Genomic DNA, 25304 nt, shown 5'->3' on the forward strand with positions numbered 1-25304 from the left:
GTCGTACGAGAGGGAGATCGATGATGCTGAGAACAAAGAAGGCGGGGCTCGCGGTCCTGGCCGCCGCCCTCACCCTCGCCGGAACAGTCTACGGCGTGACGAGACCGGTGCCGGCCGAGGCCGCAGCCGCACTCACCGCGTCCCAGCTGGTCGCCGACATGGGTGCCGGCTGGAACCTGGGAAACTCGCTGGAAGCCAACAGCAACGGGGTCCCCAGCGAGACGGCGTGGGGGAATCCGGTCGTGACCCAGGCCCTGATCAACCGGGTGAAGGCGTCGGGTTTCAAGACAATCCGGATCCCGGTCTCCTACCTGGGCAACATCGGGGCCGGCCCGAACTACACGGTCAACGCCGCGTGGCTGACCCGGATCGCCGCGGTCGTCGACTACGCGTACAGCCAGGGCCTGTATGTGGTCGTCAACATGCACGGCGACGGCTACAAGAGCGTCGGTGGATCCTGGCTGATCTGCGACTCGTCCGACCAGACGACGATCAAGGACAAGTACGCGAAGGTCTGGCAGCAGATCGCGACGAAGTTCCAGAGCTACAACGAGCACCTGATCCTCGAGTCCATGAACGAGGAGTTCGACGGGCAGTACGGCAACCCCACCCAGCCGTGCTACTCGAACATCAACGCCTACAACCAGAGCTTCGTCGACACCGTACGCCGGACGGGTGGCACCAACGCCTCCCGCTGGCTGCTGGTGCCCGGCTGGAACACGAACATCGACTACACCGTGGGCAATTTCGGCTTCGCGCTCCCCACCGATCAGTACCGGTCGTCGACCATCCCCGCCGCCGAGCAGCGGATCATGATCTCCGTCCACTACTACGACCCGTGGGACTTCACCGGGCAGGAGGACGGCGTCATCACGCAGTGGGGGCCGAACGCCACCAACCCGGCGAAGACGTCGACCTGGGGCCAGGAAGACTATCTGGACGCCCAGTTGAAGAAGACCTACGACACCTTCGTCGTACGCGGCTACCCGGTCTTCGTCGGTGAATACGGCTCGATCGACAAGACGGCGTACGACTCGGCGAACAACACCTACCGTGCGGACTTCGCGCGCACCCTTGTCGCCGCCGCCAAGAAATACGGCGCCGCCACGGCCTACTGGGACAACGGCTACAACGGCCAGCACGGCTTCGGCCTGTTCGACCGGAGCGCCGCCACGGTCACCCAACAGGGCATCATCACCGCCATCATGACCGGCGTCGGCACCACCCCGCCGACCAGCACCCCCACAACCCCGCCGACCAGCACGCCCCCGACCACCACACCGCCGACCAGTCCCGGCACCAGCACCTGCCGGGTCGCCAGCACGGTCAACGCGTGGAACACCGGCCTGACCACCAGCATCACCATCACCAACGCCGGCACCACCGCCATCAACGGCTGGACCCTGGCCTTCACCCTGGCCACCGGCCAGAGCATCACCTCCGGCTGGAGCGCCACCTATGCCCCGGCCAGCGGCACGGTGACCGCGACCAACGCCAGCTACAACGCCGCGATCCCGGCAGGAGGCTCGGCCAGCATCGGCTTCCAGGCCACCCACACCGGAAACGCCGCCGCCCCCACCGCCTTCAAGCTCAACGGCACCACCTGCACCTGACCCGCGCAGGGGGAGGGGGTTCCGTCGATACCGGGATCGGCGGTTCCTCCCCCGCCTCGTCGGCGATGGGGAGCGAGACGCTGGCTTAAACAGTAGATACTTTGAAGCATTTTCCGTCTCATACCGCGCTCGTACGGTGAACGGGTGCAAAAAATCATTCTCGGTAGCGTCGAGGTCACCCGGGTGGTCGAGTGGCAGGGCGCGTTCGGTGCGACTGACGTGCTGTTCCCTTCCGTACCCGGCGAGGTGTGGCGTCGGCATGAGTCCTGGCTGGCGCCCGACTTCTTGAACGCTTCGACGGGCGAGTGGCAGACGACCCTGCAGACGTGGGTTCTGCGCAGCGCCGGCCGTACCGTTCTGGTCGACACGGGGCTGGGCAATGACCTGCTCGAGCGGTTGGCGGCGGTCGGGGTGCGGCCGCAGGACGTGGATCTCGTCGTCAACACCCACCTGCACAGTGACCACGTGGGGTGGAATACGCGGCTGGTTGGCGGGGAGTGGGTTCCGACGTTTCCGAACGCGCGATATCTGATCAGCCGTGCCGACTTCGACTACTGGAACCCCGTCAACGGCCACGTACCGAGGTCGCCGTTCCATTCCGCCGCCGATACCGGAGCGATGTTCAACGAGAAGGTTCTGCCCGTCCATCGGGCCGGTCAGGTGCACCTGTGGGACGGCGACAGCCACCGCATCGACGAGGACCTCGTGCTGGAACTGGCGCCTGGTCACACGCCCGGCTCGGCGGTGCTGCGGCTGGAGTCCGGCGCGGACCGCGCGTTGTTTGTCGGCGACATCGTCCACAGCCCGCTCCAGCTGATCGAACCCGGCCACGAGATCTGCGTGAGCGAGGACCGGACGGGGGCTGCCCGTTCCCGGCGCCGTGTTCTGGACCAGGCGGCCGCGACGAACAGCCTGGTGGTGCCGGCGCATTTCGGCGGGGCGGGGGCCGCGGAGGTCGTACGGTCGGAGGGGACTTTCTCGATCAAGAGGTGGGCGGTGTTCTCCGACGTCTGATCCGGTTCGGGATCGGGGGAGGATCCTCGTATGGACGTGCTCAGCGATGTGATCGGCACCATGCGGCTGGGCCGCCCCGCGTTGTCGCTGACGGTTGTCGACCCGTTGTCGGAGATGGCGATTCCGGCCTTTGCGGGTGCCCGGTTCTACGTCGTTACCGCGGGACGCATCCGGGTGGGCGACGAGGCTTTGGAGCCGGGCGACGCCGTGCTGTTCCCGCATGGGACTGCGCACACGGTTGTCAACGACACCGAGGTCGCGGCTCGGTTTCTTGCGGGTGCTCATCGGCTCGATCAGGTCCGGCCTCATCCGCTGTTCCAGGATCTGCCCCCTGTGGTGAGTTCGCCGGCCCGGGCGGAGCGTTATCCGGGGCTGCAGGCGTCGATCGAGTTGATGCGTGGTGAGCTCGGCGAGGAGATGTACGGCAGGGATGTGGTTCTCCCGGCGTTGCTGGACGTACTGCTCGTGCATCTCATTCGCGCCGGTTTGATGGAACATGCGGGGCCGCGGACCACGGGCTGGTGTGTCGCTCTGGATGACAAGGTGATCGCCCGGTCGTTGCGCGCCGTGCATGAACGGCCCAGCGATCCTTGGACCGTGGAGTCGTTGGGCGCGTATGCGGGGCTGTCGCGGGCCGCCTTCGCTCGCAGGTTCACCGCCATGGTCGGGCAGGCGCCGCTCACCTACCTCACCTGGTGGAGGCTCACCGTCGCGGCGCGGTTGCTGCAGACGACCGATGTTCCGCTGTCCGTCGTCGCGCAGCGCAGCGGGTATGGCTCCGCGTACGCGTTCGCCAACGCCTTCAAACGCGAGTACGGCATCTCCGCCGGTCGCTACCGCCGGCACAGCCGGCAGAAACCCCTGTCGGCCGGCTCGGGCCCACCCTGAAGCAGGCGGCTCGAGCGGTCGCTCACCTCAGAAACCCGGAATTCGACGGAGGTTCGCGACCGTGCCGGGTGAGCTGCTCGATCATGCCCTGACCACCAGGCGGCAGCGCCCGCCAGGCAGGGCCAGGTGGCGCGGGGGTCAGCCGCCGAGGGTGCTCTGGCGGGGGAGTAGCTCGAAGGGGGCGAAGGCTTCCTGCGGTTCGGCGGTGGCGCCGCCGTCGATGCGCCGGCGCAGGAAGTCGAGGGCGAGCCGGGCGATCTGGGTCTTGTCCACGGCGATCGTGCTGAGGGACGGCTGGTAGAAGTCGCCCTCCTCGATGCCGTCGAAGCCGATCACCGCGACATCCTCCGGGACCCGGTGGCCGCGTTCGTGCAGGGCCCGCAGCGCGCCGATCGCCATCAGGTCGTTGAAGCAGAAGACCGCGTCGGGGGGCCGGGGCAGGTCGAGCAGGGCCGTCATCGCGGCGTACCCGTCGGGGCGGTGGTAGCTCTTGGCCGGGATCACCAGGTCGCCGTCGAAGGGCATTTTCGCCGCGCGTAGTGCCGCCTTGTAACCGCGCAGGCGTAGTGCCGCGGTGCCGCCGGAGATGTGGGGCTGGCTGCCGATCGCGGCGATCCGCGTGCGGCCGAGAGCGATCAGGTGATCGGTTGCGGCCTTGGCGCCGGCGACGTTGTCGATGGTCACGTGGTCGACCGGGGCGTGGATGAGCCGCTCGCCGAGCAGGACCAGGGGGGTGCGGTCGCGGCGGGCGCTGAGCTCCTGGGCGGTCAGGGCGAGGGGGCTCACGATCAGGCCGTCGACCAGGTGCGATTTGATCCCGTCGAGGACGAGGCGTTCGCCGTCCTTGCCACCCTGGGTCTCGTCGATCAGCAGCGTCCAGCCGTGCTGCTTGGCCTGCTGGACGAACTGGGCGGCCAGCTCGGCGAAGTAGGGCGAGCTGATCTCGGGGACGGCGAGCGCGACCGTGCCCGTGCGGCCGCCGCGCAACAGTCGGGCGCCGAGGTTGGGGCGGTAATCCAATTCGGTCAGGGCCTGCTGGACCTTGGCCCGGGTCGCGTCGGAGACAAAAGGGAAACCGTTCACGACGTTGGACACCGTCTTGACGGAAACCCCGGCGCGCTGCGCCACGTCCCTGATGCTGGCGCCCACCGCGCTGCCCCCTCCTGTTGCGATGAAAGTTGCCGAGGCCAGCCTAGTCGATCTCGTTTCCGGGTCTTTACAACGTTGTACACAACGTTGTAAAAAGCAGGTCACCAAGAACAACTTTGGAGGCCTCGTGACCGACGCCCGGATCACCCTCGACCCTGCCTTCCGGCTGGGCACGATCGATCGGCGCCTGTTCGGATCGTTCGTGGAACACATGGGCCGCAGCGTGTATACCGGCGTCTTCGAGCCCGGTCACCCCGACGCCGACGAGCTCGGCCTGCGTACCGATGTGCTCGACCTGGCCCGGGAGATGGGCGTCAGCGTCGTGCGCTACCCGGGTGGCAACTTCGTCTCGAACTACCGCTGGGAGGACGGCGTCGGGCCCCGCGAGTCCCGGCCCACCCGGCTGGACCTGGCCTGGCGCTCGATCGAGACCAACGAGTTCGGCCTGGCGGAGTACATGGCGTGGATCCGCCGGCTCGGCGCCGAGCCGATGATGGCGGTCAACCTCGGCACGCGGGGCATCGCCGAGGCCCTTGAGCTGCTCGAATACTGCAACTACCCGGGCGGCACCGAGCTGTCGGACCGCCGGATCAAGAACGGTGACCCGGATCCGTACGCCGTGAAGCTGTGGTGTCTCGGCAACGAGATGGACGGCCCCTGGCAGATGGGCCACCGCACCGCCCACGAGTACGGCCGGATCGCCGCCGAGACCGGCCGGGCCATGCACCGCCTCGACAACGAGATCGAGCTCGTGGCCTGTGGCAGCTCGGGCCGGCACATGCCGACGTTCGGCTCCTGGGAGACCACGGTCCTCGAGCAGTGCTACGACCAGGTCGACTACATCTCGCTGCACGCCTACTACCAGGAACGCGACGGCGACGTCGCCAGTTTCCTCGGCTCCTCGGTCGACATGGACGCGTTCATCGACGAGGTGGTCTCGACCGCGGACGCCGTGCAGGCCCGCACCCGTAGCCGCAAGCGCCTGCGGCTGTCGTTCGACGAGTGGAACGTCTGGAACCAGGACCGTTTCGGCGGCGAGGACTCGCTCGACTGGCGGCAGGCCCCGCGCCTGATCGAGGACGAGTACAACGTGCTCGACGCCGTCGTGGTCGGCAGCTACCTGATCTCGATGCTCGGCCACGCCGACCGGGTCGGCATCGCCTGCCAGGCCCAGCTCGCCAACGTGATCGGCCCGATCCGCACCGAACCGGGCGGTCCGTCCTGGCGGCAGACCATCTTCTACCCGTTCGCGCTCACCGCGCAGCTGGCCCGTGGCGAGGCGCTGCGCGTCGAGCCCGACGCGCCGCTGATCGACACCAAGGCGTACGGCCCGGTGCCCGCGATCGCCGCGGCCGCGAGCTACGACGCGGCGACCGGCCAGGCCGCGCTGTTCGCGGTCAACCGTGACAGCACCAACCCGCTGACCCTCACCGTCGACCTGCGGGCCCTGCCCGGAGCCCAGCTGCGCACCCACAAGGTGCTGGCCGACGACGACCTGCGCGCCACCAACACCCAGTCCCACCCCGACCGGGTCGTTCCCCGCGAGCTGACCGGCCACGTCGACGGCGGCACGCTCACGGTCACCCTTCCGCCCGCTTCCTGGAACGTTCTCGAGCTCTCCACCACCGCTGAATAGGAGCACTCCCCATGAGTTCTGACCTGACCCGCCGCCGATTCCTCGCGCTGACCGGTAGTGCCGGCGCGGCTGCTGCCCTGGCCGCCTGTGGTGGCACCTCCACCCCGCCCAACACGGCCCCGGTCGGTGGCAACGGCGGCGCCAGCTACAGCGGCCCCGCGGTCACCATCCAGTTCTGGAACGGCTGGACCGGCAGCGACGGCGCCACCGCCCAGAAGATGGTCGACCAGTTCAACAAGGACAACCCGAACGTCCAGGTGAAGATGAGCGTCTTCCAGTGGACCGACTTCTTCCAGAAACTGCCGGCCGCCGTGCAGAGCGGCAACGGCCCCGACGTCGGTGCCATGCACATCGACGACCTGCCGACCCAGGTCGCGCAGGGGGTCATCGTGCCACTCGACGACGTGGCCTCCGCGCTGTCACTGAAGGACTCGGACTACGCCCCGGCGGTCTGGAACGGCGGCACCTACCAGGGCAAGCGTTACGGCATCCCGATCGACGTGCACAACCTGGGCCTGTTCTACAACAAGACGGTCATGGAGAAGAACGGCCTCGACCCGGAGAAGCCGCCGACGACCAAGGACGAGTACATGACCGCCCTGGACACGCTCAAGAGCAAGGGCATCCAGGGTACGTGGGTCTCGCCGTTCCAGTTCACCGGCGGCTTCATGTTCGAGTCGCTGCTGTGGCAGTTCGGCGGCGACGTGTTCAGCTCCGACAACGCCAGCGCGACCTGGAACGCCGACCCGGGTGTGCAGGCGCTGACCTGGATGGTCGACCTGGTCAAGAACGGCTACAGCCCGAAGAACGTGGGCCAGGACGCCGACTACATCTCGCTCAAGAACGGCAAGAACGTCTTCAACTGGCAGGGCATCTGGCAGGTCAACGAGGCCACCACGCTGAAGAACTTCGAGATCGGCACCGCCCCGCTGCCCGTCATCGGCTCGACCGGCGGCGTGTGGGGCAACAGCCACCAGTTCGTGCTGCCGAAGAAGACGACCACCGACGCCGACAAGTCCAACGCGAGCCGGTTCTTCATCAACTGGTTCACGCAGCACTCGGCCGACTGGGCCAAGAGCGCCAAGGTGCCGGCCAAGACCTCGCAGGCGCAGAGCGCGGACTTCAAGGCGATCGCGGGCCTCAGCTCGTTCGCCGCCGACGTGCAGTTCACCCACTTCCCGCCGTCGGTGGCGGGCATCGGCGACGCGCTGACCGAGCTCTACACCGGCGTCCAGAACGCGGTGCTGCTCAAGGCGGAGCCGGCTGCGGCGCTGGGTGCGGCCGCCGACAAGGCCAACAAGATCCTGGCGTCCAACAAGAAGAAGTACGGGGCCTGATCATGACAGTCCAGGCCCCTCCGGTACGCCCGGAGAGCCGATCCGACGCCGGGGTGCCGGGGAAACCGAGGACGATTCCCCGGCACGGGCGGCTCACGCCGTACCTCTTCCTGGCGCCCTTCGCGGTGTTGTTCATCGGTTTTGTGCTGGTCCCGGCGATCTTCGGGCTCTGGGTCAGCCTGCACGACTACAACTACCTGCTGCCCGGCCAGCCCTGGGTCGGCCTGCAGAACTACCTCGACCTGTTCACCCCGGGCAGCCGGGACAGCGGCGACTTCTGGCACAGCATGCTCGCCACCGGCATCTTCACCGTGCTCAGCGTGCCGTTCCTGATCGTCTGCCCGCTCGGGGTGGCGCTGCTGCTCAACCGGGCGTTCCGCGGGCGCTCATTCTTCCGGGCGGTGTTCTTCGCACCGTACGTGCTGGGCGTGTCCGTGGTCGGGCTGCTCTTCCGGTTCCTCCTCGACCCCAACATCGGCCTGGTCAACAGCTACCTCGGCCACGCGATCCCGTGGACGACCGACGTCCCGTGGGCGTGGATCTCACTGGTCGCCATGACCGTCTGGTGGACGCTCGGGTTCAACGCGATCATCTACCTGGCGGGCCTGCAGGAGATATCGCCCGAGCTCTACGAGGCGGCCGAGGTCGACGGGGCGTCGCGGTGGGACCAGTTCCGCAACGTGACGCTGCCCGGGCTGCGGCCGGTGGTGGCGTTCGTGACCACGGTGACGCTGCTCGCCTCGGCGAACATGTTCGGCCAGGCGTTCCTGGTCACCAAGGGCGCCCCGGCCAACGAGACCCGCACCGCCATCATGTACATCGCCTCGACCGGCCTGGGCAGCAACCGCCAGGGCATGGCGGCCGCGATGAGCTACATCCTCGCCATCATCCTGATCGGGATCAGCGCGCTCAACCTGCGCCTGTCCCGGCGCCGGGAGGCCTCGTGAGCACGCTGACCACCACCCGCCGCAAACCGTGGACGCCCGGCAGAGTGTTCTTCTGGCTCACCCTGGTCGTGCTCACGGTGATCTTCGTGGCACCACTGTTGTGGATGGTGTCCACCTCGTTCAAGACCAACGAGGACGCCACCGCGCTGCCGTTGTCGTGGCTGCCGCGGCCTTTCACCACCGACGCGTACAAGACAGTGCTCACCGCCAGTTCCGCGACGCCGGTGCTGCGCTGGTTCCTCAACAGCCTGCTCGTCGCGGTGGCGAACTCCGTACTTGTCGTCACGGTCGACGCGCTGGCCGCGTACGCGCTGGCCCGGTTGCGGTTCCGTGGCCAGAAGTTCGCGTTCGGCACCGTGGTCGCGACGCTGTTCGTGCCGCCGTTCGTCTTCCTCATCCCGAACTTCCTGATCGTCAGCAAGCTGGGCTGGCTCGACTCGCTGTGGGCGCTGATCATCCCGTCTGCGGGCGGCGCGTTCGGGGTGTTCTTCCTGCGCCAGTTCTTCTCCTCGCTGCCGGTCGACCTGGAGGAGGCGGCGCTCATCGAGGGCGCCAACCAGTGGCAGATCTTCACCCGGATCGTGCTGCCGCTGGCCCGGCCCGCACTGGCCACCCTCACCGTCCTGTCGTTCCTGACGAACTGGAACGACTTCCTGTGGCCGGTCTACGTGCTGTTCAGCGCGGAGCATCAGACCCTTCCGGCCGGCCTGTCCACCCTGCAAAGCTCGGCGACGACGAACTACCCGCTGGCCATGGCCGGTGCGGTTGTCGCCAGTGTTCCCGTACTCATCCTGTTCGTGGCCGCCCAGCGCCACGTCATCCAGAGCGTCACGCACAGCGGTCTGAAGGGGTAAAGAATGCTCCGAGCCCTCCTGTTGATGACATCCATGCTGGTCAACCCGGTGAGTCACGGGTTCGCCGACACGTTCGCCGACCCGACCGTGATCCACGGCCAGGACGGTTACTGGTACGCCTACGGCACCTCCGACCCGCTCAAGTCGGGCGAGGGCACGGCACACCGCATCCCCATCGGCCGATCCAGCAACCTGACCGACTGGACGTACGTCGGCGACGCCCTGACCGGAACGGCCGCACCCTACGTCGCGCCCGGAGCTTCGTACTGGGCACCGGACGTGCGATACCTCGACGGCCGGTACGTCATGTACTACGGCGTCACCGACACCACGACGTCCACCGACACCAACGACTTCGCGATCGGTGTGGCCACCTCGCCGACCCCGGCCGGCCCGTGGACCCAGCAGAGCGAACCGGTCGTCGCGCCCCGCCCGGGCGGCTCCGGCGGCTGGCTCAACACCATCGACCCGGCTGAGCTGACCGCGGCCGACGGCTCCCGGTACCTATACTTCGGCAGCTACTACGGCGGAATCTCGGTGGTGCCGCTGAGCGCGGACGGGCTGCACCCGGCAGGGTCGGCGACGCAGGTCGCGCTGGACAACAAGTACGAGGGCGCTTACGTGGTACGCCACGACGCCTACTACTACCTCTTCGCGTCGTCGTCGAACTGCTGCGCCGGCCCGGCCACCGGCTACGCGGTCTCGGTCGGGCGCTCGGCCTCGCCGCTCGGGCCGTTCACCGACGCGAACGGCATGTCGATGCTCGCCTCCCGGACCGGTGGCACCCCCGTGCTGACCCAGAACGGCAACAAGTGGGTCGGTACGGGGCACAACGGGATGGTCACCGATCTGTCCGGCCAGGATTACCTCGTCTACCACGGGATCGATCGGAACAATCCGTATCTCGACGCCGCGTACGGGATCAACCGGCGGCCGATGCTCGTCGACCGGCTCGACTGGATCGGCGGCTGGCCGACCGTGCGGGCCGGCGCCGGTGCGTCCGACACACCCCAGGCGGCGCCGGTCACGGCCGGGTCGCAGAACTTCAGCACGGCGCCCGGCTGGCTGCCTCGCGGTTGGAAGACCGTTGACGGGTACGCGACGGGCAGCGGAACGGTCCGGCGACAGTCGGGCGCGGGTGACGTACGCGTCGAAGCCGACCTTCGTGTTCCCGCCGACTCGGCCCTCGGCCTGACAGCGGGCCCGGCCACGGTCACGATCGACCGCAGGGCGGGCCGGCTGATCGCCACCTCCGGTTCCCGTCGTGCGTGGGCAGCCCTGCCGTCCGGTCTCGACTTCGGCACCTGGCACAACCTGGCCGTCTCGATCCGCGGCAACCAGCTGACCGCCGAGGTCACCGAGGCCCGCCAGAGCGGCCCGATCGTCGCGGTGAGCCTGAAGGTCATGCCGGGCACCACGGCCGGATTCACCGGGCGCGGCGACGTCGACAACTTCAGCGTCCAGCGGCTCTACCGGCCGGTGACCGGGGCCGTCGCGGCGCCCAGGCTCGGCAGGGTGACCTGGTCGGACGATTTCTCCGGCCCGGCGCTGAAGGCGGGCTGGACCTGGGTGCGGCAGGACGACGCGGTCACCATCGCCGGCGGCACGCTGAACTGGCCGGTCGAGGCGGGCGACCTCAGCGGCACCGCCAACACCGCGGGCGTGCTGACCCGCACCGCACCCCGCGGCGACTACACGGTCGAGACCAAGGTGACGCTCGACGTGGGCGTCGACGACGTGCGCAACTATCAGCAGGCCGGTCTCGTGGCCTACGCCGGGGACGACGACTTCGCCCGCCTCGACACGGTGGCGATCTGGAACACCCGGCAGATCGAGTTCGGCCGCGAATTCCCGTACGCCGGTCAGCTCGCGTATGGCGGCGTCACCGTCGGCACCCCGGCCGTCACCACGTGGCTGCGGCTGGTCCACACGCTCGACCCGCGGACCGGCGAGCACCACTTCCGGTCCGAGTCCAGCACGGACGGGCGTACATGGACGCTCGGTGGCACCTGGACCTTCCCGGCCGGCACCACCCCGAAGATCGGCCTCGACGCGCACGGCGGCGCCACCCCGGCGGTGACCGCCCGGTTCGACTACGTCCGGATCCACCAACCGTGATCCGCAGGCTCGCGGCGGCGGCGGTCGTCCTCGTGACGGCCGCCGCCTGCTCCTCCTCGCCCCCGCCTCCTCCTCAGGGAGAACCCGTGACTTTCAGCAACCCCGTCTACACCAGCAACTTCCCCGACCCCGGCGTTCTCCAGGTAGGGGACACCTTTTACGCGTACGGCACCAACAGCCCGGCCGCGAACATCCCGCTGCTCACCTCGACGGACCTCGTCCACTGGACCGAGAAGGGCGACGTCCTGCCCGAGGTCGGCAAGTGGGCGAAGACCGGCGACACCTGGGCCCCCGAGGTCCTGCGCACCGACGCCGGCAAGTACGTCATGTACTACACCGCGTCCTGGACCAAGGCCTACCGCCAGTGCATCGGCACCGCCGTCGCCGACACCCCCGACGGCCCGTTCACACCCACCGACGAACCGCTGATCTGCCAGGACGACGAGGGCGGCTCGATCGACGCGAACCCGTTCCGCGACACCGACGGCACGCTCTACCTCTACTGGAAGAACGACGGTAACCGCGTCGGCGAGCCCACCCACCTCTACGCCCAGAAGCTGTCCGCCGACGGCCTGTCGCTGGTCGGCGAGCGAACCATCCTGCTCACCAACGACAAACCGTGGCAGGGCGCGGTGATCGAGGCCCCCGAGATGGTCCTGAACGACGGCAGGTACTACCTGTTCTACTCGGCCAACGCCTACGACTCCGACAAGTACGCCGTCGGCTACGCCACCTGCGACACCCCGGCCGGCCCCTGCCACGACGCCCCCGAGAACCCGATCCTGAAGTCCTCGGCATCCGCGGCCGGCCCGGGCCACTGCTACCCGGTGACCCTGCCCGACGGAACGACCTGGCTGCTCTACCACGCCTGGCAACCGGTAGCGATCGGCAGCGCCACCCCCGGCCGCCAGATGTGGCTGGACCGCCTCGACTGGGTGGACGGCAAACCGGTCGTCCACGGCCCGACCGCCGACCCCCAGCCCGCCCCGCTGGTCACCGGCTGACCGGGGCGGGGTCGAGAAAGCCGGTGAGGGCCTGCAGGAACCAGGCGGGATCCTCCTCGACGACGAAGTGCCCGGTCGGGGCGACGAGCCCGGTGAGTCGTGGGGCGTGGGGGAGCAGGGCCTCGGCGACGGCGGAACCGGTGCGGTCGCCGCCGCCGATCGCGAGGACCGGCATGGTCAGCGGCTGGCCCTGCAGCAGCGCGCGGTTCTCCCGGCCGTCCTCCAGCAGGTCGTGGTACTGCTAGAAGCCGCCGGCCAGCCGCTCTCTGCCCCGATAGGCGCGGGCGTAATAGGCGAGGTCCTCGTCGGAGAACGTGCCCGGGTTGCTGATGGCGGTGAACGTCGCGGTGAAGAACTCCAGCTCGTGACCGTCGAACAGCATCTCGGGCAGGCGCGGCTGCATGAAGAACCCGAAGTGCCACATCCCGCCGTTCGCGACGTCCATGGCCTCCTCCAGCCCCAAGCCGGGGAGGAGGACATCGAGGAGGACGAGGGCCGCGACGTCGTCCGGGTGTGCGGCGGCCCAGGAGAAGGCGACCATGGCGCCGATGTCGTGGCCGACGACGACCGACGGCCCGGACAGGCCGAGATGCTGGAGTACGCCGCGCATGTCCTGCGCCTGGTTGGTCTTGCGGTAGCCGTGGTCCGCGAGCGCGCTGGCTCCGGCTCCGCGGAGATCGGGAACGACGACGGTGTACCGCTCGGCTAGCTGTCCCATGACGTGCCGCCAGGCGTGGCCGGTCTGGGGCCAGCCGTGCAGCAGGACCATCGTGGGCCCGTCCCCGCCGACGGCCACCGACAGGGTCGTGCCGTTGGTGTCGACGGTGTGCGTGGTGAATCCGGGCACTTTGTCCTCCTAGGGTTTGCCGATTGCGGACAACATGTCGAAATGCTCGGGCTCCCACCCGAGTTCGCGGCGGGTGCTGACCGCCCGGAGCCGGCTGGAGGCGGCCATGACGAGGGCGCCGAATTCGCCCCACACCGCCGTCGCCTCCGCCGGCGTGATGCTGCGGGCTTCGACACCGAGGTCGGCGGCGACCCGCTCCGCGATCCAGCGGTTGGGGACCTCCCCGGCGACGGCGTGGTAGAGCCCGCCCGGGCGGCCCTTCTCGATGGCCAGGCCAAAGAGGCGGGTCACATCTCCGATGTGGACGTGGCTGTAGGTGTTCAGGCCTGGACCCACGTAACAGGCCGCCCCGGTCGCGGCGACCGACCGGTAGATCATCGGCACGTGGCCGTGGTCGCCGGGGCCCCAGATCAGTCCGGGCCGGATGACCATCGCACGCAGGCCGGCACCGAGGACGGTGTCCTCGGCTGCCTTGCGGAACGCGGCCAGCGGCTCGACGGTGAAGGGATCGTGCTCGGCGAAGGTGTCCTGGCTCCAGGCGCCCGCGGTGCGTTGCAGGAGGACACCGCTGCCGGAGAGGAAGATGAGCGTCTTCCCCGTCCCGGCCATCGCGCGAGTCAGCTCCCCGACGGTTGCGGTCTCCTGCGCCGGATCGGCCTGGGCGGCATAGATCACCACGTCGGATCGCAGCGCCGCGCGCACCGTGGCGGATCGCCTGATTCCGAGGTCGCCGGATACCGGGTGGATCCCCTGGGCGGCGAGGGTGGCTGCCGCCGGCTCGGTGCGGGCGAGGCCGGTTACCCGGTGCCCGCCGTCGGCGAAGTGCCGGGCGAGGGCTCCGCCGACGAAGCCGGTGGCACCGATGACGAAGACGTTCATCTGCTCGTCCTCAGCCGGGCAGGGCGCTGCGCTCGCCGCCGTCGGCGAACAGGACGGCGCCGTTGACGTAGCTGCTGGCATCGCTGACCAGGAACGAGACGACATCGGCGATCTCGCCGGGACTGCCTGCCCGCCCGCGTGCGTTGGTCGTGTCCAGTGCCGCGATGTGGTCACCGAGCATCGCCACGGTGCCCTCGGTGCGCACCGGGCCCGGTGAGACGGCATTGACGCGTACGCCGGAAGGGCCGAACTCCGTCGCCCAGTAGCGGACGAGCATCTCCGCTCCGGCCTTGGAGGCGCCATAGGCCGCACCGACGGCGGCGGGTTGCCGTGCCGCACTCGACCCCACCAGCACGATCGACCCGTGGCCCCGCGCGGCCATGCCCGGCGCCAGCGCCCCGACCAGCAGGAACGGTGCTCGGGTATTGACCGCGATGTGCCGGTCGAAGCTCGCGGCGCCGGTCGCGGACGTCGGGGCGAACTCGTACAGGCCCGCGTTGCTGACCAGGATGTCCACGTCGCCGGTCTCGCGGGCCAGGCGCAGCGTGTCCTCCGCGTCGGTGAGGTCCGCGGCCACGAACCGGGCGATGCCACCCTCGGCCGTGATCTCCTTCACCGCCGCCGCGCCGCGAGCCTCGTCCCGTCCGTGCAGGACGATCCCGGCGCCCTGCCGGGCCAGGCTCAGCGCGATGGCCGAGCCGATTCCCGAGGTCGCCCCGGTCACCAGCGCCGTCCTGCCGTGCAATGCGTTGCTCATGGGTCGTCTCACCTTCCGATAGCTGTTCGTCGCTTGCTCGAACAACTATGCACGGCAGATGTTCTGCTCGCAAGAACATCTGCTCATTAGCTCTTGAGGTAGGCTCGCTGGGTGAGAGAAACCGGCTTGGCGCTGGAAACCGATCTGGGCTGGGCGATCCGCCTGGTCTCCAGCGCGTTCAGCCGCGCCGCCATCGAATCCGTCGCCGGCCTGCCCGGCGGGCCGCGCGGCTACCTTGTCCTGGTCGCCCTCGCCGGCGGCGAGCCGCCCACGCAGCTCGCGCTGGCCAGGGAGGTCAGCCTCGACCGCACCGTGATGACCTACCTGCTGGACGACCTCGAGGCGCAGGGTCTTGTCACCCGCCGCCCCGATCCCCGCGACCGCCGCGCCCGCCAGGTCCTCATCACCGACACCGGCCGCACCCGCCTCGACCAGGTGAGACAGGGCCTCACCGCCGCCGAGGCCCGGGTCCTCGCCGACCTCGACGAGCAGGAGGCCGGGCAGTTACGCGCCCTGCTGTCCAAGGTCGCGCAGACCGCCCAGCGAGAGTCGGGCGTTCCCGTCGAAACGGACTGCTGACAACTCCGGGGTGAGGTCCGGTCTCAGGGCCGATCGGCGAATCCGGTCAGGTGGGCGTAGGCGACCGCGTGGGTGCGGTCGCGTAGTTGCAGCTTGCGCAGGATGTTCGAGATGTGGGTCTTGACCGTCTGCTCGCCGATGTGGAGCTGGCGGGCTATCTCGGCGTTGCTGTGTGCCCGCGACAGCGACTGCAGCACCTGACGTTCGCGCCCGGTCAGTTGTTCCAGCTCCACGGGCAGGGCGACCGGGTCCAGGGCATCGGCGAACCGGGTGAGGTGCCGGCGCACGATCGACGGATCGATCAGGACGTCACCGCGGGCGGCGATGCGGACGGCGGCGATGAGTTCCTCCGGCGGCATCGACTTGAGCAGAAAGCCCCGGGCTCCGGCGTGGACGGCCTGGTGGACGTACTCGTCGGTGTCATGCGTTGTCAGGACGACGACCTGCGTGGGGTTGCCGGGCAACGCCAGGATGGCCTTCGCCGCGCCCAGGCCGTCCCGGCGCGGCATGCGGATGTCGAGGACCGCCACGTCCGGTCGCAGCCGCTGGACCAGCGCGACGGCCTGCTCACCGTCGCCGGCCTCCGCCACGCAGACGATGTCGTCCTGGGTGTCGAGGATCGCCCGGAACCCCGAGCGGAACCCCTCGTGGTCGTCGGCGATCAGCACCGAGATCGTCATGTCAGCTCCGGCAGGTGGAAGGAGACCGAGGTGCTCCAGGTACGCCCCTGCGCGCTCGGGCCGGCGTGCAGCCGGCCCCCGAGCGCGTGGACACGGTTGCGGATGCCGGCCAGCCCGCGGCCACCACCGCTCACCGGTCCCGGCTGCCGGTACGGGTTGAGCGTCGTGACCTCGACCGTACGGCCCTCGTACCGGACGGTGACGGTGATGACCCCACCGTCACCGTGGCGCAGAGCGTTGGTCAGCATCTCCTGGGCGACGCGGTAGAGCGCGATGTCGACGGCCGGCGGCAGCATGAACGGCTCGCCGGTGATGTGCAGCCGGACGGGGATGGACGCCGCGCGAAAACCGTGCAGCAGGTCATCGATGTCGGCCAGACCCAGCTGCGGTGCGGAGGGTACGCCGTGCAACAGGTCCAGCATGTTGCGCAGATCGCCGAGTGCGGAGCGGCTGGCGTCCTCCACCGATCTCAGCGACAGGAGCGCGGCCGGATCGGCGTCCGTCCTCGTCAGCCGCAGCCGCGCGGCGCCGGCGTGCACGCTGATCGCGCTGACGTGATGGGTGACCACGTCGTGCAGGTCCCGCGCGATCCCGGCGCGGTCCGCGGCGATGGCACGGCTCACGGCCTCGCGGGCGTCGCGCTCCTCCTCCTCGGCCTGTCGTCGCAGCTCGTCGAGGAATTCCCGCCGGGCTGTCGTGTACCGGCCCACCACCCAGGACACGAGGCCGGTCTTGACGGCCGCGATGACGACGTACCAGTCGAGCGGATGCCCGCGCGCGAGGAACGCCGGCACTATGCCTCCGATCACCACCACGAGGGAGACGACAGCGGGTACGCCCCGCAACCACGCCCCCGCCCGGTATGCGGCGACCAGGACGCCGGCCTCGTTGAGCCGCAGGCTCGGTGGCCCGCCCAGCAGCAGGCCGCAGCCCGCGTTGACGGCCACGGCGGCCGCGGCGACCCAGCCGGACCACCGGGTCGGGGTGGCCAGCAGCGCGTCGGCGGCGATGACGGCGAGCAGTGCCACGACCCAGGTGAAGGTGACGGGCGGGAGACCCTGGACGGCGAAGGCCAGCACATCGACGACCACACACGCACCGGCCACCAGCAGCGACTGACCGGCCAGGAAACGGCGTGCCCGGTCGGAACGACTCACCCGGTGATCATGACGGGTAACCGCCCCGCGCGCCTCCCCCGCGTGAGGGAGGCAACGGGCGGCGAGAAGTCCTAGCTTCTGCTGCCATGGAAGACATCCGCCGCCGCGCTCTGCCCCGGGCAGTCGCCCTGGTCCTCACCGCAGGGATCCTCGTCACCCTGGCCGCGCTGGCGGTGTGGCCGCACGGCACCCTCGCCGTGCCGGACGGCGCACGGGCCGGTGACCTGGCAATGGCCCGATGCGACTACCGAACCGAAGCAGGCGATGTGCGGGCTGACTGCGGCACCCTGGTGGTGCCGGAGAACAGGAACGACCCGGCAGCCGACCTGATCGCGTTACCGGTGATCCGGATCCCTGCCACCGCGCCGCAACCCCGCGAACCCGTCTTCCGGCTGGGCGGCGGCCCCGGCTCCACGAACATGACCTTTCCCCAGGCGAGCCGGCTTACCGCGGACCGGGACGTGGTCCTCGTCGGCTACCGGGGCGTCGACGGCTCGCGGCGGCTCGACTGCCCCGAGGTGACCGGGCTCAGACAAGCCAAGGGCGACCTCACCGGTGCGAAGTCCCAGCAGGCCGCCACCCTGGGCTTCACCGCCTGCGCCCGGCGGTTGACCGGCGACGGCGTCGACCTGACCGGGTACTCCGTCGCTCAGCGCGTCGACGACCTCGAAGCCGCCCGCACCGCCCTGGGCTACCAGAAGATCAACCTGTTCAGCACCAGCGCCGGGACCCGTACGGCGATGGTCTACTCCTGGCGTCACCCCACGTCACTGCTCCGCTCGGCGATGGTCGGGGTGAACCCGCCGGGCCACATGGTCTGGGACCCGGCGATCACCGACGAGCAGATCTCCCGGTACGGCCAGCTGTGCGCCGCCGACTCCGGGTGCTCCGCGCGTACGGACGACTTGGCAGCCTCGATGCGCGACGTCACCACCGCCATGCCGCGGCGCTGGGGCCCGTTCGCCATCCACGCCGGCTCCGTGCGGGCCGCCAGCATGTTCGGCATGCACCACAACGGCCGCAGCTCCGCACCGCTCAACGCCCCCACCGTGATCGACGCCTACCTCAGCGGGCCGGGTGCCCTGTGGGCCATGTCGGTGCTCGGCGAGCTGCAACTACCCAGCTCGATCGTCTGGGGCGAGTTCGCCTCGTTCGCGATGATCGACGCGCCCGCGGCGGAGAGCTTCTACCGTGCCGGCGGCGATCCCGGCTCCGTCCTGCGCAGCGACGGCACGAACTTCCTCTGGGGCGGGCCCGCCGGCTACGCCACGGTCTGGCCGGACAGCCCGGACAACGCGCAATACCGGACGCCGCGGCCCACCGACGTCGAGACCCTCCTGATCAGCGGCACCCTCGACTTCTCCACTCCGGCCCGGACGGCCACCGCTGATCTGCTGCCGTTGCTGTCGAACGGCCACCAGGTCATCCTGCCGGAACGGGGTCACAGCGCCGATTTCTGGGACGACGCGGACGCCAGCCGGCACCTGCTGAACACCTTCTACGACAGCGGCAGGGTCGACGACGCGGCATTCGGGAACCGCCCGGTCGACTTCGAGCCCGGATCGCTGTCCATGCCGGCCATCGCCACCATCCTGGCCGGTGTCACCGCCGGCGGATCGTTGCTCGCCCTGGCACTGCTGGCCGCGCTGGCCCGCCGCGCACGCCGCGGCGGATTCCGCCCCCGGGCCGGGATGTGGCTACGGATCCTCACCCCGCTCCCGCTCGGTCTCGGCGGCTGGTTCCTCGCCGTTCTGCTCGTCTGGACCCTGGACCTGAACGCCTTCATCATCGGCACCGCCGTGGTGGTTCCCGCGGTGGGCGCAGCCGTCGGCCTCGGTACCTGGGCGGTGTGGGTCCGGCACGACCGCCCGCGGCGAACCGCCCTGGCCGTCGCCCTCGGTGCGGCCCTCGCGGGGGCTCTGCTCGGCTACAGCGCCGGCTCGGCCCTCACCGCTGCGCTGACCGCGATCGCCGGCGCGGCCGCGGCGTCGAACCTTGCCCTGGTCATCCTGGAAACACGCCTTCGCCGGCCGGTGGGCGGCGAGGAACCGGCCGAGGCCTGAACCGCTGAAACCGGTTCAGGCGGCCTCCTCGCTGTGCCAGGAGCGCCTGGTGGAGGAATGCTTACCGGAGTGCCCGGCGAACAGGGTGCATTCCAGGTCGTCACGGTCCGGCACTCCCGGCTGCTGTTTCACCGGGCACCACGTGAACGGGTTGATCTCCGACGCGCTCAACGTCCATTGGATCCACCACATGGTCGTGTCGGCCTGCTGACCGAGGGCGGCGTGTGATCCCTCATGACCTTGTTCGAGTTCGCAGCTGAGCTCGGTCTGCACGCTCGGCGCATCCACGGGGAGCTCATTGAAGAACGCCAGTTGTGCCGCGTCGAGCGTGATCCTGGCCGGGCAGCTGATCAGATCGTCAGTATGGATTGCCATGCATCTGTCTTTTCCTCGTCCGGGAAGTCCACACCCGTTAACTGAACCGGTTTTGTGAACTCAGGTGACCGGATGCTCCGTCAGCCGGTGACCGCGGCCGAGAAGGAGGACACCGCCAGGCCGGATCCGCCGATCCAGGGCTCGAATCCCGCCTGGATGCTCGTCAGATACCAGGAATTCGTGATGGCGCCGCGGTTGCGCACGTCGTTGATGAAGTCCAGGACGGAGAAGCTCCAGCTCGTGATCGCGGACGGTGCCACATAGGAGATGACCGCGTTGGATCCGTTGCTGCCCCGCCAGACCTGCCAGCTCCGGCCGCCCACGGTGGTCGTGCCGACAACCGAGCCGATGGGCTGGATACTGCCCTGGCGGTTGAACCAGATCATGATCTCCTGCTGGTTGACGCCGTTGGTCCGCGGTGTCGGGTCCAGCCAGATGTCGTACGCGGCGTCGTAGGTCGCTCCGGCGACGTACGTGTAATTGATGCTGCTGGTGGCACTCGTGATCGCGCTCACCTGGCGCGGCAGCACCGTTCCGGGGGAACAGTTGGCGTAGTGGCAGCCGTAGTAGACAGCCGGGTACGACACGGGAGCACCGCTGGTGTTTCCGGTGCCCTTCTGGCTGACGATGCTGAAGCCGCTGCCGGTCACGTTGATGCACTGTTCGGCGCTGGTGCCCCAGCGGTTGTTCATCACGACGTAGCGGGCACCGATGGTCGTGCTGCCGTACTGATCACAGATGCGGGTGTCCGCCCGGGCGGGGCCGGTGGGGGTCACGACGCCGAGGGTGCCGGCTGCGAGGACGCAGGCGATGAGCAGTTTCTTCATGGGATCTCCTAGGGTCTCGGGAGCGCTCCCAGCATCCGCCGTCACGATCGACGACTGAAGTGGTAACCCCGAAATTTCCCGCCCATGGCGTTAACATATCGAAGTACGACTATGTAATTGCATTCTGGGTAAAGACGGCCGCCGCGGTGATCACCCGCTGAGCGGCTGCCCGCGGGCCTACTTGCCGCGGCGCTTGTTCAGGATGTCGAAGGCCACGGCGATGATGAGGACCAGGCCCTTGACCGCCATCTGCCAGGCGGGGTCGACGTTCATGATGGACAGGCCCATGTTCAGGACGCCCATGATGAACGCGCCGATGATGGCGCCGGTGACCTTGCCGATGCCGCCGCTGACGGCCGTGCCGCCGATGAACGCGGCTGCGATCGCGTCGAGCTCGAAATTCTGGCCGGCGGCGGCCACCGCGGCACCGGCGCGGGAGGTGGTGACCACGGCCGCCACGCCGGCGAGCAGGCCCATGTTCACGAAGATCATGAAGTTGACGCGTTTGGTCTTCACGCCGGACAGCACCGCGGCCGGCAGGTTGCCGCCCATGGCGTAGATGTGCCGGCCGAAGACGGTGTTGTTCATGATGAACGTGTACAGCAGGACCAGCAGGGCGACGATGATCAGGACGATGGGGGTGCCGCCGGCGCTCTTCGCCAGCAGGTAGGTGATGTAGGCGATCGCCGCGGCCGAGACAACGAGCTTGATGACGAACGCGGGGAACGGTTCGACGCGCAGGTTGTTGCGGAGCAGGGAGCGCCGGGCGCGGATCTGGCTGACGGCCAGGCCCGCGATGGCGACGATGCCGATGAGCAGTGTCAGGCCGTCCAGGTCGGCGAGGAAGCCCAGGGCGCTGGGCAGCGAGCCGTTGCTGATGTCGTTGAAGCCCGCCGGCAGGCCCGCCACCGTCGTTCCCACCAGCACGATCGCCAGGCCGCGGAACAGCAGCATGCCACCCAGCGTGACGATGAAGGCCGGGATGCCTGCGTACGCGATCCAGAAGCCCTGCCAGCAGCCGACGACGCCGCCGAGGACGATCGAGATGAGCACGGCGAGCAGCCACGGCACGTCGTAATCACTGATCATCAGGGCGCACAGGCCGCCGAGGAACGCGACCACCGAGCCGACCGACAGGTCGATATGCCCGGCGACGATGACCATCACCATGCCGATCGCGAGGATCAGCACGTAGGCGTTCTGCTGGATCAGGGCGGCGATGTTGTTGGGGTAGAGCAGCTTGCCGCCGGTCGTGAACTGGAACAGCACGACGATCACGACCAGGGCCGCCATCATGCCGTACTGCCGCAGGTTCTGCCCTAGATAGGCGGTCAGTGTTCCGCTCGTGTTCCCGGGGGGAGGATCGGCCGGCGCGCTCACTGCGGTGCTCCGCTCTTCTGCATGGTCATGAGGCGCATGAGGCCCTCCTGGGTGGCCTCGGCGCGGGGAAGCTCGCCGGTGATGCGGCCCTGGCTCATGGCGTAGATCCGGTCGCAGACGCCGAGCAGTTCGGGCAGCTCCGAGGAGATGACCAGGACCGCCTTCCCGGAGTCCGCGAGGCGGTTGACGATCTCGTAGATCTCGTACTTGGCGCCGACGTCGATGCCGCGGGTGGGCTCGTCGAGGATGAGGACCTCGGGCTCGGCGAAGAGCCACTTGCTGAGGACCACCTTCTGCTGGTTGCCGCCGGACAGCTTGCCGGTCAGCACGTCGACGCTCTCGGCCTTGGTTCTCATCTCGCGGCGGTACCGGTCGGCGGCGGTGATCTCGTCCGCCGCGTCGACCACCCCGAACCGGGAGATCCGTTGCAGCTTCGCCGCCGAGGTGTTCCGTTTGATGTCCTCGATGAGGTTCAGGCCGTAGTGCTTGCGGTCCTCGGTGGCGTACGCGATCCCGTGCCCGATGGCCGCGTCCACCGTCCTGATCGTGACGGGCTCACCGTGCAGGAACAACTGCCCGGAGATGGAGCTGCCGTAACTGTGGCCGAAGATGCTCATCGCCAGCTCCGTGCGCCCGGCGCCCATCAGGCCGGCCAGCCCGACGATCTCGCCCGCGCGCACGCTCAGCCCGGCGCCGTCGACGACGACCCGGGACCGGTCGATCGGGTGGTGCACCGTCCAGCCCTCGACGCGCAGGATCTCCGCACCGATCTTCGGGGTGTGCTCCGGGAATCGGTGGGCGAGGTCCCGCCCGACCATGCTGCGGATAATGCGGTCCTCGCTCACCGCCTCAGCGCCGTGCATGTCCAGCGTCTCGATGCACCGGCCGTCCCGGATGATCGTCGTGGTGTCGGCGATCTCGGCGATCTCGTTGAGCTTGTGCGAGATGATGATGCTGGTGATGCCCTGCTCCTTGAGCTGCCGGATCAGGTCGAGCAGGTGGGCGCTGTCGGCGCCGTTGAGCGCGGCGGTCGGCTCGTCCAGGATCAGCAGCTTCACCCGCTTGGACAATGCCTTCGCGATCTCGACGAGCTGCTGCTTGCCGACACCGAGGTCGATGATCTTGGTGTCGGGATGCTCGTCCAGGCCGACCCGCGCCAGCAGCCCGGCGGCCTGCGTGTTGGTCGCGGTCCAGTTGATGACGCCCCGCTTGGACCGTTCGTTGCCGAGAAAGATGTTCTCGGCGATCGAGAGGTACGGGCTGAGCGCCAGCTCCTGGTGAATGATCACGATGCCGCGCTCCTCGGAGTCGCGGATGCTCCTGAACCGGCACGGGTCGCCCTCGAAGACGATGTCGCCGTCATAGCTGCCGTGCGGGTACACCCCGCTGAGCACCTTCATCAGGGTGGATTTGCCCGCGCCGTTCTCGCCGCAGACGGCGTGCACCTCGCCCCGCGCCACGGTCATCGTGACGTCCTGCAGGGCCTTGACGCCGGGGAAGGTCTTGGTGATGCCGCGCATCTCGAGGATGGGACCCGTGTCGGTCATGGAGGGGTCAGAGGCCGAGCTTGTCGGCGGTGAAGAACCCGGAGTCGACCAGCTTGGTCTTGACATCGTCCTTGGTCACGACGACGGGCGGGAGCAGGTACGCCGGGACGACCTTGACCTCGTTGTCGTAGGTCTTGGTGTCGTTGGTCTCGACGGTCTGTCCCTTGACGATCTGGTCCACCATCTTCGCGACCTGGTCGCCGAGGGTCCGGGTGTCCTTCCACACGGTCATCGACTGCTTGCCGGCCAGGATGTTCTTGGTGTTCGCCAGGTCGGCGTCCTGACCCGTGATGACCGGCCAGCCCGCGCCGGCCTTGTAACCCTTCGACTCGAGCGACTGCTCGATGCCCAGCGCCAGCGAGTCGTTGGGGGACAGCACGACGTCGACCTTCTTGCCGCCGGTGTAGAACGAGTTGATCCGGTTGTCCATCTCGGACTGGGCCTTCTGCGAGAGCCAGCCGTCGATGCTGACGTTCTTCCAGTCGGCGTCGCTCGCGAGCTTCTTCCCGGACGGGATGACGAGCTTGCCGCTGTCAACGTACGGCTTGAGCACGTCCCACGCGCCGGCGAAGAAGAACTTGGCGTTGTTGTCGTCAGACGACCCGGCGAACGGCTCGAGGTTGAACGGGCCCTTGCCGGCGTCGAGGCCGAGCTGCTTGACGATGAAATCGCCCTGGAGTTTGCCGACCTGATAATTGTCGAAGGTCGCGTAGTAGTCGACGTCCGGCGTCTTGTTGATCAGGCGGTCGTACGCGATGACTTTGATCTTCTGTGACGCGGCCTTGGCCAGCACCGGGCCGAGCGCCGTGCCGTCGATCGACGCCACGACCAGCACCTTCGGATTCTGGTTGATCATATTCTGGAGCTGCGTGATCTGCTGGTCGACTTTGTTGTCGGCATACTGCAGTGTGGTCGTGTAACCGGCCTTCTTCAGCAGGTCGTCGAGGTGAGCGCCGTCGTTGTTCCAGCGCTCGAGGCTGCGGGTCGGCATCGCGATGCCGATGAGGTTCGAGCTGGATCCTGAGTCGGACGTGTCGTCGCGCGTCTGGCTGCACGCCGTCGTCGCCGCCAGCGCTGCGACCGTGGTCAGCGCCGCGAGGACACGGAATTTTGTACCCACTCGGTGGCTCCTTCATCTCATCGGCCCACGGCATTGCGGGCCGTGTCTGAGTGGTGCCCTGGGACCTGATTTTTGTTGCTGTCTCAACCTAGCGTCGGGATTGATGTCGCCGACGCGGTGCCCTGTAACGAATGCTTAACGTCGACGAATTCCGTCCCGACATGTAGGCATATCAATTCAAGATCCATTAGCGTCAATTGATCAACAGTTGGCAAAGGTGATCTTCGAGTCAGTCTTGACCGGTACAGAAGCGGTCGCTACTGTACCGGTATAGAAGCTGAGCCGACGAAGGAGTGCGATCATGCTGATGCCGACGGCGTACATCGTGGCTGTCCGGGCCGTGGCCCGTGAGTTCGAGGACGCGCGGCTGGACGGGCCGGTTCGTGCGCAGGCCGAGGTGCCGCGCTTGCCGCGTACCCGTCAGCTTGTGTCCCGGGTCTTGTTCGCGACCGCGCGGTTCGTGGCGGTGGACGAGCCGCGGCCGGTGCTCGCCTCGTGCGCCGCGCGGTCGTAGCGGCGAGATATCGTCGGGG

23 protein-coding genes and 1 pseudogene are annotated in these 25304 nt (G+C 68.6%); 12 read left to right on the plus strand and 12 right to left on the minus strand.

Features of this window, described 5'->3' with window-relative positions:
- The first annotated feature begins 20 nt into the window (after positions 1 to 20).
- The 3 genes from Ahu01nite_RS30550 (at position 21) to Ahu01nite_RS30560 (ending at position 3515) form a co-directional block, all read left to right on the plus strand.
- Entirely contained in the window at positions 21 to 1613 is a 1593-nt protein-coding gene (locus tag Ahu01nite_RS30550) for a cellulase family glycosylhydrolase (RefSeq protein ID WP_203840125.1), read from the plus strand.
- A gap of 144 nt (positions 1614 to 1757) precedes the next feature.
- Positions 1758 to 2627 carry an MBL fold metallo-hydrolase gene (locus Ahu01nite_RS30555; RefSeq protein WP_203840126.1) on the plus strand — a complete coding sequence of 290 codons (870 nt, stop codon included), beginning with the start codon at positions 1758 to 1760 and terminating at the stop codon, positions 2625 to 2627.
- Positions 2628 to 2657: 30 nt separating this feature from the next.
- Complete coding sequence (locus Ahu01nite_RS30560) at positions 2658 to 3515, plus strand: AraC family transcriptional regulator (RefSeq protein WP_203840127.1); 858 nt, start codon at positions 2658 to 2660, stop codon at positions 3513 to 3515.
- Positions 3516 to 3653: 138 nt separating this feature from the next.
- Here the strand turns inward: Ahu01nite_RS30560 and Ahu01nite_RS30565 are convergent, their stop codons facing one another.
- Positions 3654 to 4643: a LacI family DNA-binding transcriptional regulator gene (locus Ahu01nite_RS30565; RefSeq protein ID WP_239159263.1), complete on the minus strand. Its 990-nt coding sequence runs from the start codon at positions 4641 to 4643 to the stop codon at positions 3654 to 3656.
- Positions 4644 to 4791: 148 nt separating this feature from the next.
- Between Ahu01nite_RS30565 and arfA the strand changes: the two genes are divergently transcribed.
- From arfA to Ahu01nite_RS30595, 6 genes are all read left to right on the plus strand, one after another.
- Positions 4792 to 6300: an arabinosylfuranosidase ArfA gene (arfA, locus tag Ahu01nite_RS30570; RefSeq protein ID WP_203840129.1), complete on the plus strand. Its 1509-nt coding sequence runs from the start codon at positions 4792 to 4794 to the stop codon at positions 6298 to 6300.
- A gap of 11 nt (positions 6301 to 6311) precedes the next feature.
- Positions 6312 to 7637 (plus strand): ABC transporter substrate-binding protein, encoded by a 1326-nt coding sequence (locus Ahu01nite_RS30575; RefSeq protein WP_203840130.1) that lies wholly within the window; start codon positions 6312 to 6314, stop codon positions 7635 to 7637.
- Between the two features lie 2 nt (positions 7638 to 7639).
- A complete protein-coding gene (locus Ahu01nite_RS30580) occupies positions 7640 to 8584 on the plus strand; it encodes a carbohydrate ABC transporter permease (protein ID WP_203840131.1) in 945 nt (314 codons plus the stop codon).
- On the plus strand, positions 8581 to 9438 hold the full coding sequence (locus Ahu01nite_RS30585; RefSeq protein ID WP_239159264.1) for a carbohydrate ABC transporter permease: 858 nt from the start codon (positions 8581 to 8583) through the stop codon (positions 9436 to 9438). Before Ahu01nite_RS30580 ends, Ahu01nite_RS30585 begins: the two co-directional genes overlap by 4 nt.
- A 3-nt stretch (positions 9439 to 9441) precedes the next feature.
- Positions 9442 to 11556, plus strand: coding sequence for a glycoside hydrolase family 43 protein (locus tag Ahu01nite_RS30590; RefSeq protein WP_203840132.1), 2115 nt, complete (start codon positions 9442 to 9444; stop codon positions 11554 to 11556).
- Between the two features lie 86 nt (positions 11557 to 11642).
- Complete coding sequence (locus tag Ahu01nite_RS30595; RefSeq protein WP_203840133.1) at positions 11643 to 12560, plus strand: glycoside hydrolase family 43 protein; 918 nt, start codon at positions 11643 to 11645, stop codon at positions 12558 to 12560.
- On the opposite strand, the gene Ahu01nite_RS30600 is transcribed toward Ahu01nite_RS30595, so the two are convergent.
- The 4 genes from Ahu01nite_RS30600 to Ahu01nite_RS30615 all read right to left on the minus strand — a co-directional run bounded on the left by Ahu01nite_RS30600 (position 12550) and on the right by Ahu01nite_RS30615 (position 15043).
- Positions 12550 to 12735 carry an alpha/beta fold hydrolase family protein gene (locus tag Ahu01nite_RS30600; protein WP_203840134.1) on the minus strand — a complete coding sequence of 62 codons (186 nt, stop codon included), beginning with the start codon at positions 12733 to 12735 and terminating at the stop codon, positions 12550 to 12552. The genes Ahu01nite_RS30595 and Ahu01nite_RS30600 overlap by 11 nt on opposite strands.
- Before the next feature lie 66 nt (positions 12736 to 12801).
- On the minus strand, positions 12802 to 13407 hold the full coding sequence (locus Ahu01nite_RS30605) for an alpha/beta fold hydrolase (RefSeq protein WP_203840135.1): 606 nt from the start codon (positions 13405 to 13407) through the stop codon (positions 12802 to 12804).
- Between the two features lie 9 nt (positions 13408 to 13416).
- A complete protein-coding gene (locus Ahu01nite_RS30610; protein WP_203840136.1) occupies positions 13417 to 14286 on the minus strand; it encodes an NAD-dependent epimerase/dehydratase family protein in 870 nt (289 codons plus the stop codon).
- 10 nt (positions 14287 to 14296) lie between these two features.
- The gene (locus tag Ahu01nite_RS30615; protein ID WP_203840137.1) at positions 14297 to 15043 is read right to left on the minus strand and encodes an SDR family NAD(P)-dependent oxidoreductase; all 747 of its coding nucleotides are present in this window, start codon (positions 15041 to 15043) and stop codon (positions 14297 to 14299) included.
- 111 nt (positions 15044 to 15154) lie between these two features.
- Here Ahu01nite_RS30615 and Ahu01nite_RS30620 point away from each other — a divergent pair, with 111 nt between their 5' ends.
- Entirely contained in the window at positions 15155 to 15622 is a 468-nt protein-coding gene (locus tag Ahu01nite_RS30620; protein WP_203840138.1) for a MarR family winged helix-turn-helix transcriptional regulator, read from the plus strand.
- Between the two features lie 23 nt (positions 15623 to 15645).
- Here Ahu01nite_RS30620 and Ahu01nite_RS30625 read toward each other — a convergent pair whose 3' ends face one another.
- Positions 15646 to 16302 carry a response regulator gene (locus tag Ahu01nite_RS30625; RefSeq protein ID WP_203840139.1) on the minus strand — a complete coding sequence of 219 codons (657 nt, stop codon included), beginning with the start codon at positions 16300 to 16302 and terminating at the stop codon, positions 15646 to 15648.
- Positions 16299 to 17459: a sensor histidine kinase gene (locus tag Ahu01nite_RS30630; RefSeq protein ID WP_203840140.1), complete on the minus strand. Its 1161-nt coding sequence runs from the start codon at positions 17457 to 17459 to the stop codon at positions 16299 to 16301. The genes Ahu01nite_RS30625 and Ahu01nite_RS30630 overlap by 4 nt, the downstream gene beginning before the upstream one ends.
- A gap of 86 nt (positions 17460 to 17545) precedes the next feature.
- Here Ahu01nite_RS30630 and Ahu01nite_RS30635 point away from each other — a divergent pair, with 86 nt between their 5' ends.
- Positions 17546 to 19522 (plus strand): alpha/beta fold hydrolase, encoded by a 1977-nt coding sequence (locus tag Ahu01nite_RS30635; protein ID WP_203840141.1) that lies wholly within the window; start codon positions 17546 to 17548, stop codon positions 19520 to 19522.
- Between the two features lie 15 nt (positions 19523 to 19537).
- On the opposite strand, the gene Ahu01nite_RS30640 is transcribed toward Ahu01nite_RS30635, so the two are convergent.
- The 5 genes and pseudogenes from Ahu01nite_RS30640 to chvE all read right to left on the minus strand — a co-directional run bounded on the left by Ahu01nite_RS30640 (position 19538) and on the right by chvE (position 24771).
- On the minus strand, positions 19538 to 19897 hold the full coding sequence (locus Ahu01nite_RS30640; protein ID WP_203840142.1) for a hypothetical protein: 360 nt from the start codon (positions 19895 to 19897) through the stop codon (positions 19538 to 19540).
- An 83-nt stretch (positions 19898 to 19980) separates the two neighbouring features.
- Positions 19981 to 20724, minus strand: a pseudogene (locus Ahu01nite_RS30645) (GH12 family glycosyl hydrolase domain-containing protein); the annotation flags it as partial.
- Positions 20725 to 20901: 177 nt separating this feature from the next.
- Positions 20902 to 22104: a multiple monosaccharide ABC transporter permease gene (gene mmsB / locus Ahu01nite_RS30650; protein ID WP_203840143.1), complete on the minus strand. Its 1203-nt coding sequence runs from the start codon at positions 22102 to 22104 to the stop codon at positions 20902 to 20904.
- Positions 22101 to 23651, minus strand: a complete 1551-nt coding sequence (gene mmsA / locus Ahu01nite_RS30655) for a multiple monosaccharide ABC transporter ATP-binding protein (protein WP_203840144.1) — start codon at positions 23649 to 23651, stop codon at positions 22101 to 22103. The genes mmsB and mmsA overlap by 4 nt, the downstream gene beginning before the upstream one ends.
- Positions 23652 to 23658: 7 nt before the next feature.
- Positions 23659 to 24771 (minus strand): multiple monosaccharide ABC transporter substrate-binding protein, encoded by a 1113-nt coding sequence (chvE, locus tag Ahu01nite_RS30660; protein WP_203840145.1) that lies wholly within the window; start codon positions 24769 to 24771, stop codon positions 23659 to 23661.
- Between the two features lie 301 nt (positions 24772 to 25072).
- Between chvE and Ahu01nite_RS30665 the strand changes: the two genes are divergently transcribed.
- Positions 25073 to 25285 carry a hypothetical protein gene (locus tag Ahu01nite_RS30665; protein WP_203840146.1) on the plus strand — a complete coding sequence of 71 codons (213 nt, stop codon included), beginning with the start codon at positions 25073 to 25075 and terminating at the stop codon, positions 25283 to 25285.
- The last annotated feature ends 19 nt before the right edge of the window (positions 25286 to 25304 follow it).

The organism is Winogradskya humida, assembly GCF_016862215.1.
GTDB lineage: Bacteria > Actinomycetota > Actinomycetes > Mycobacteriales > Micromonosporaceae > Actinoplanes > Actinoplanes humidus.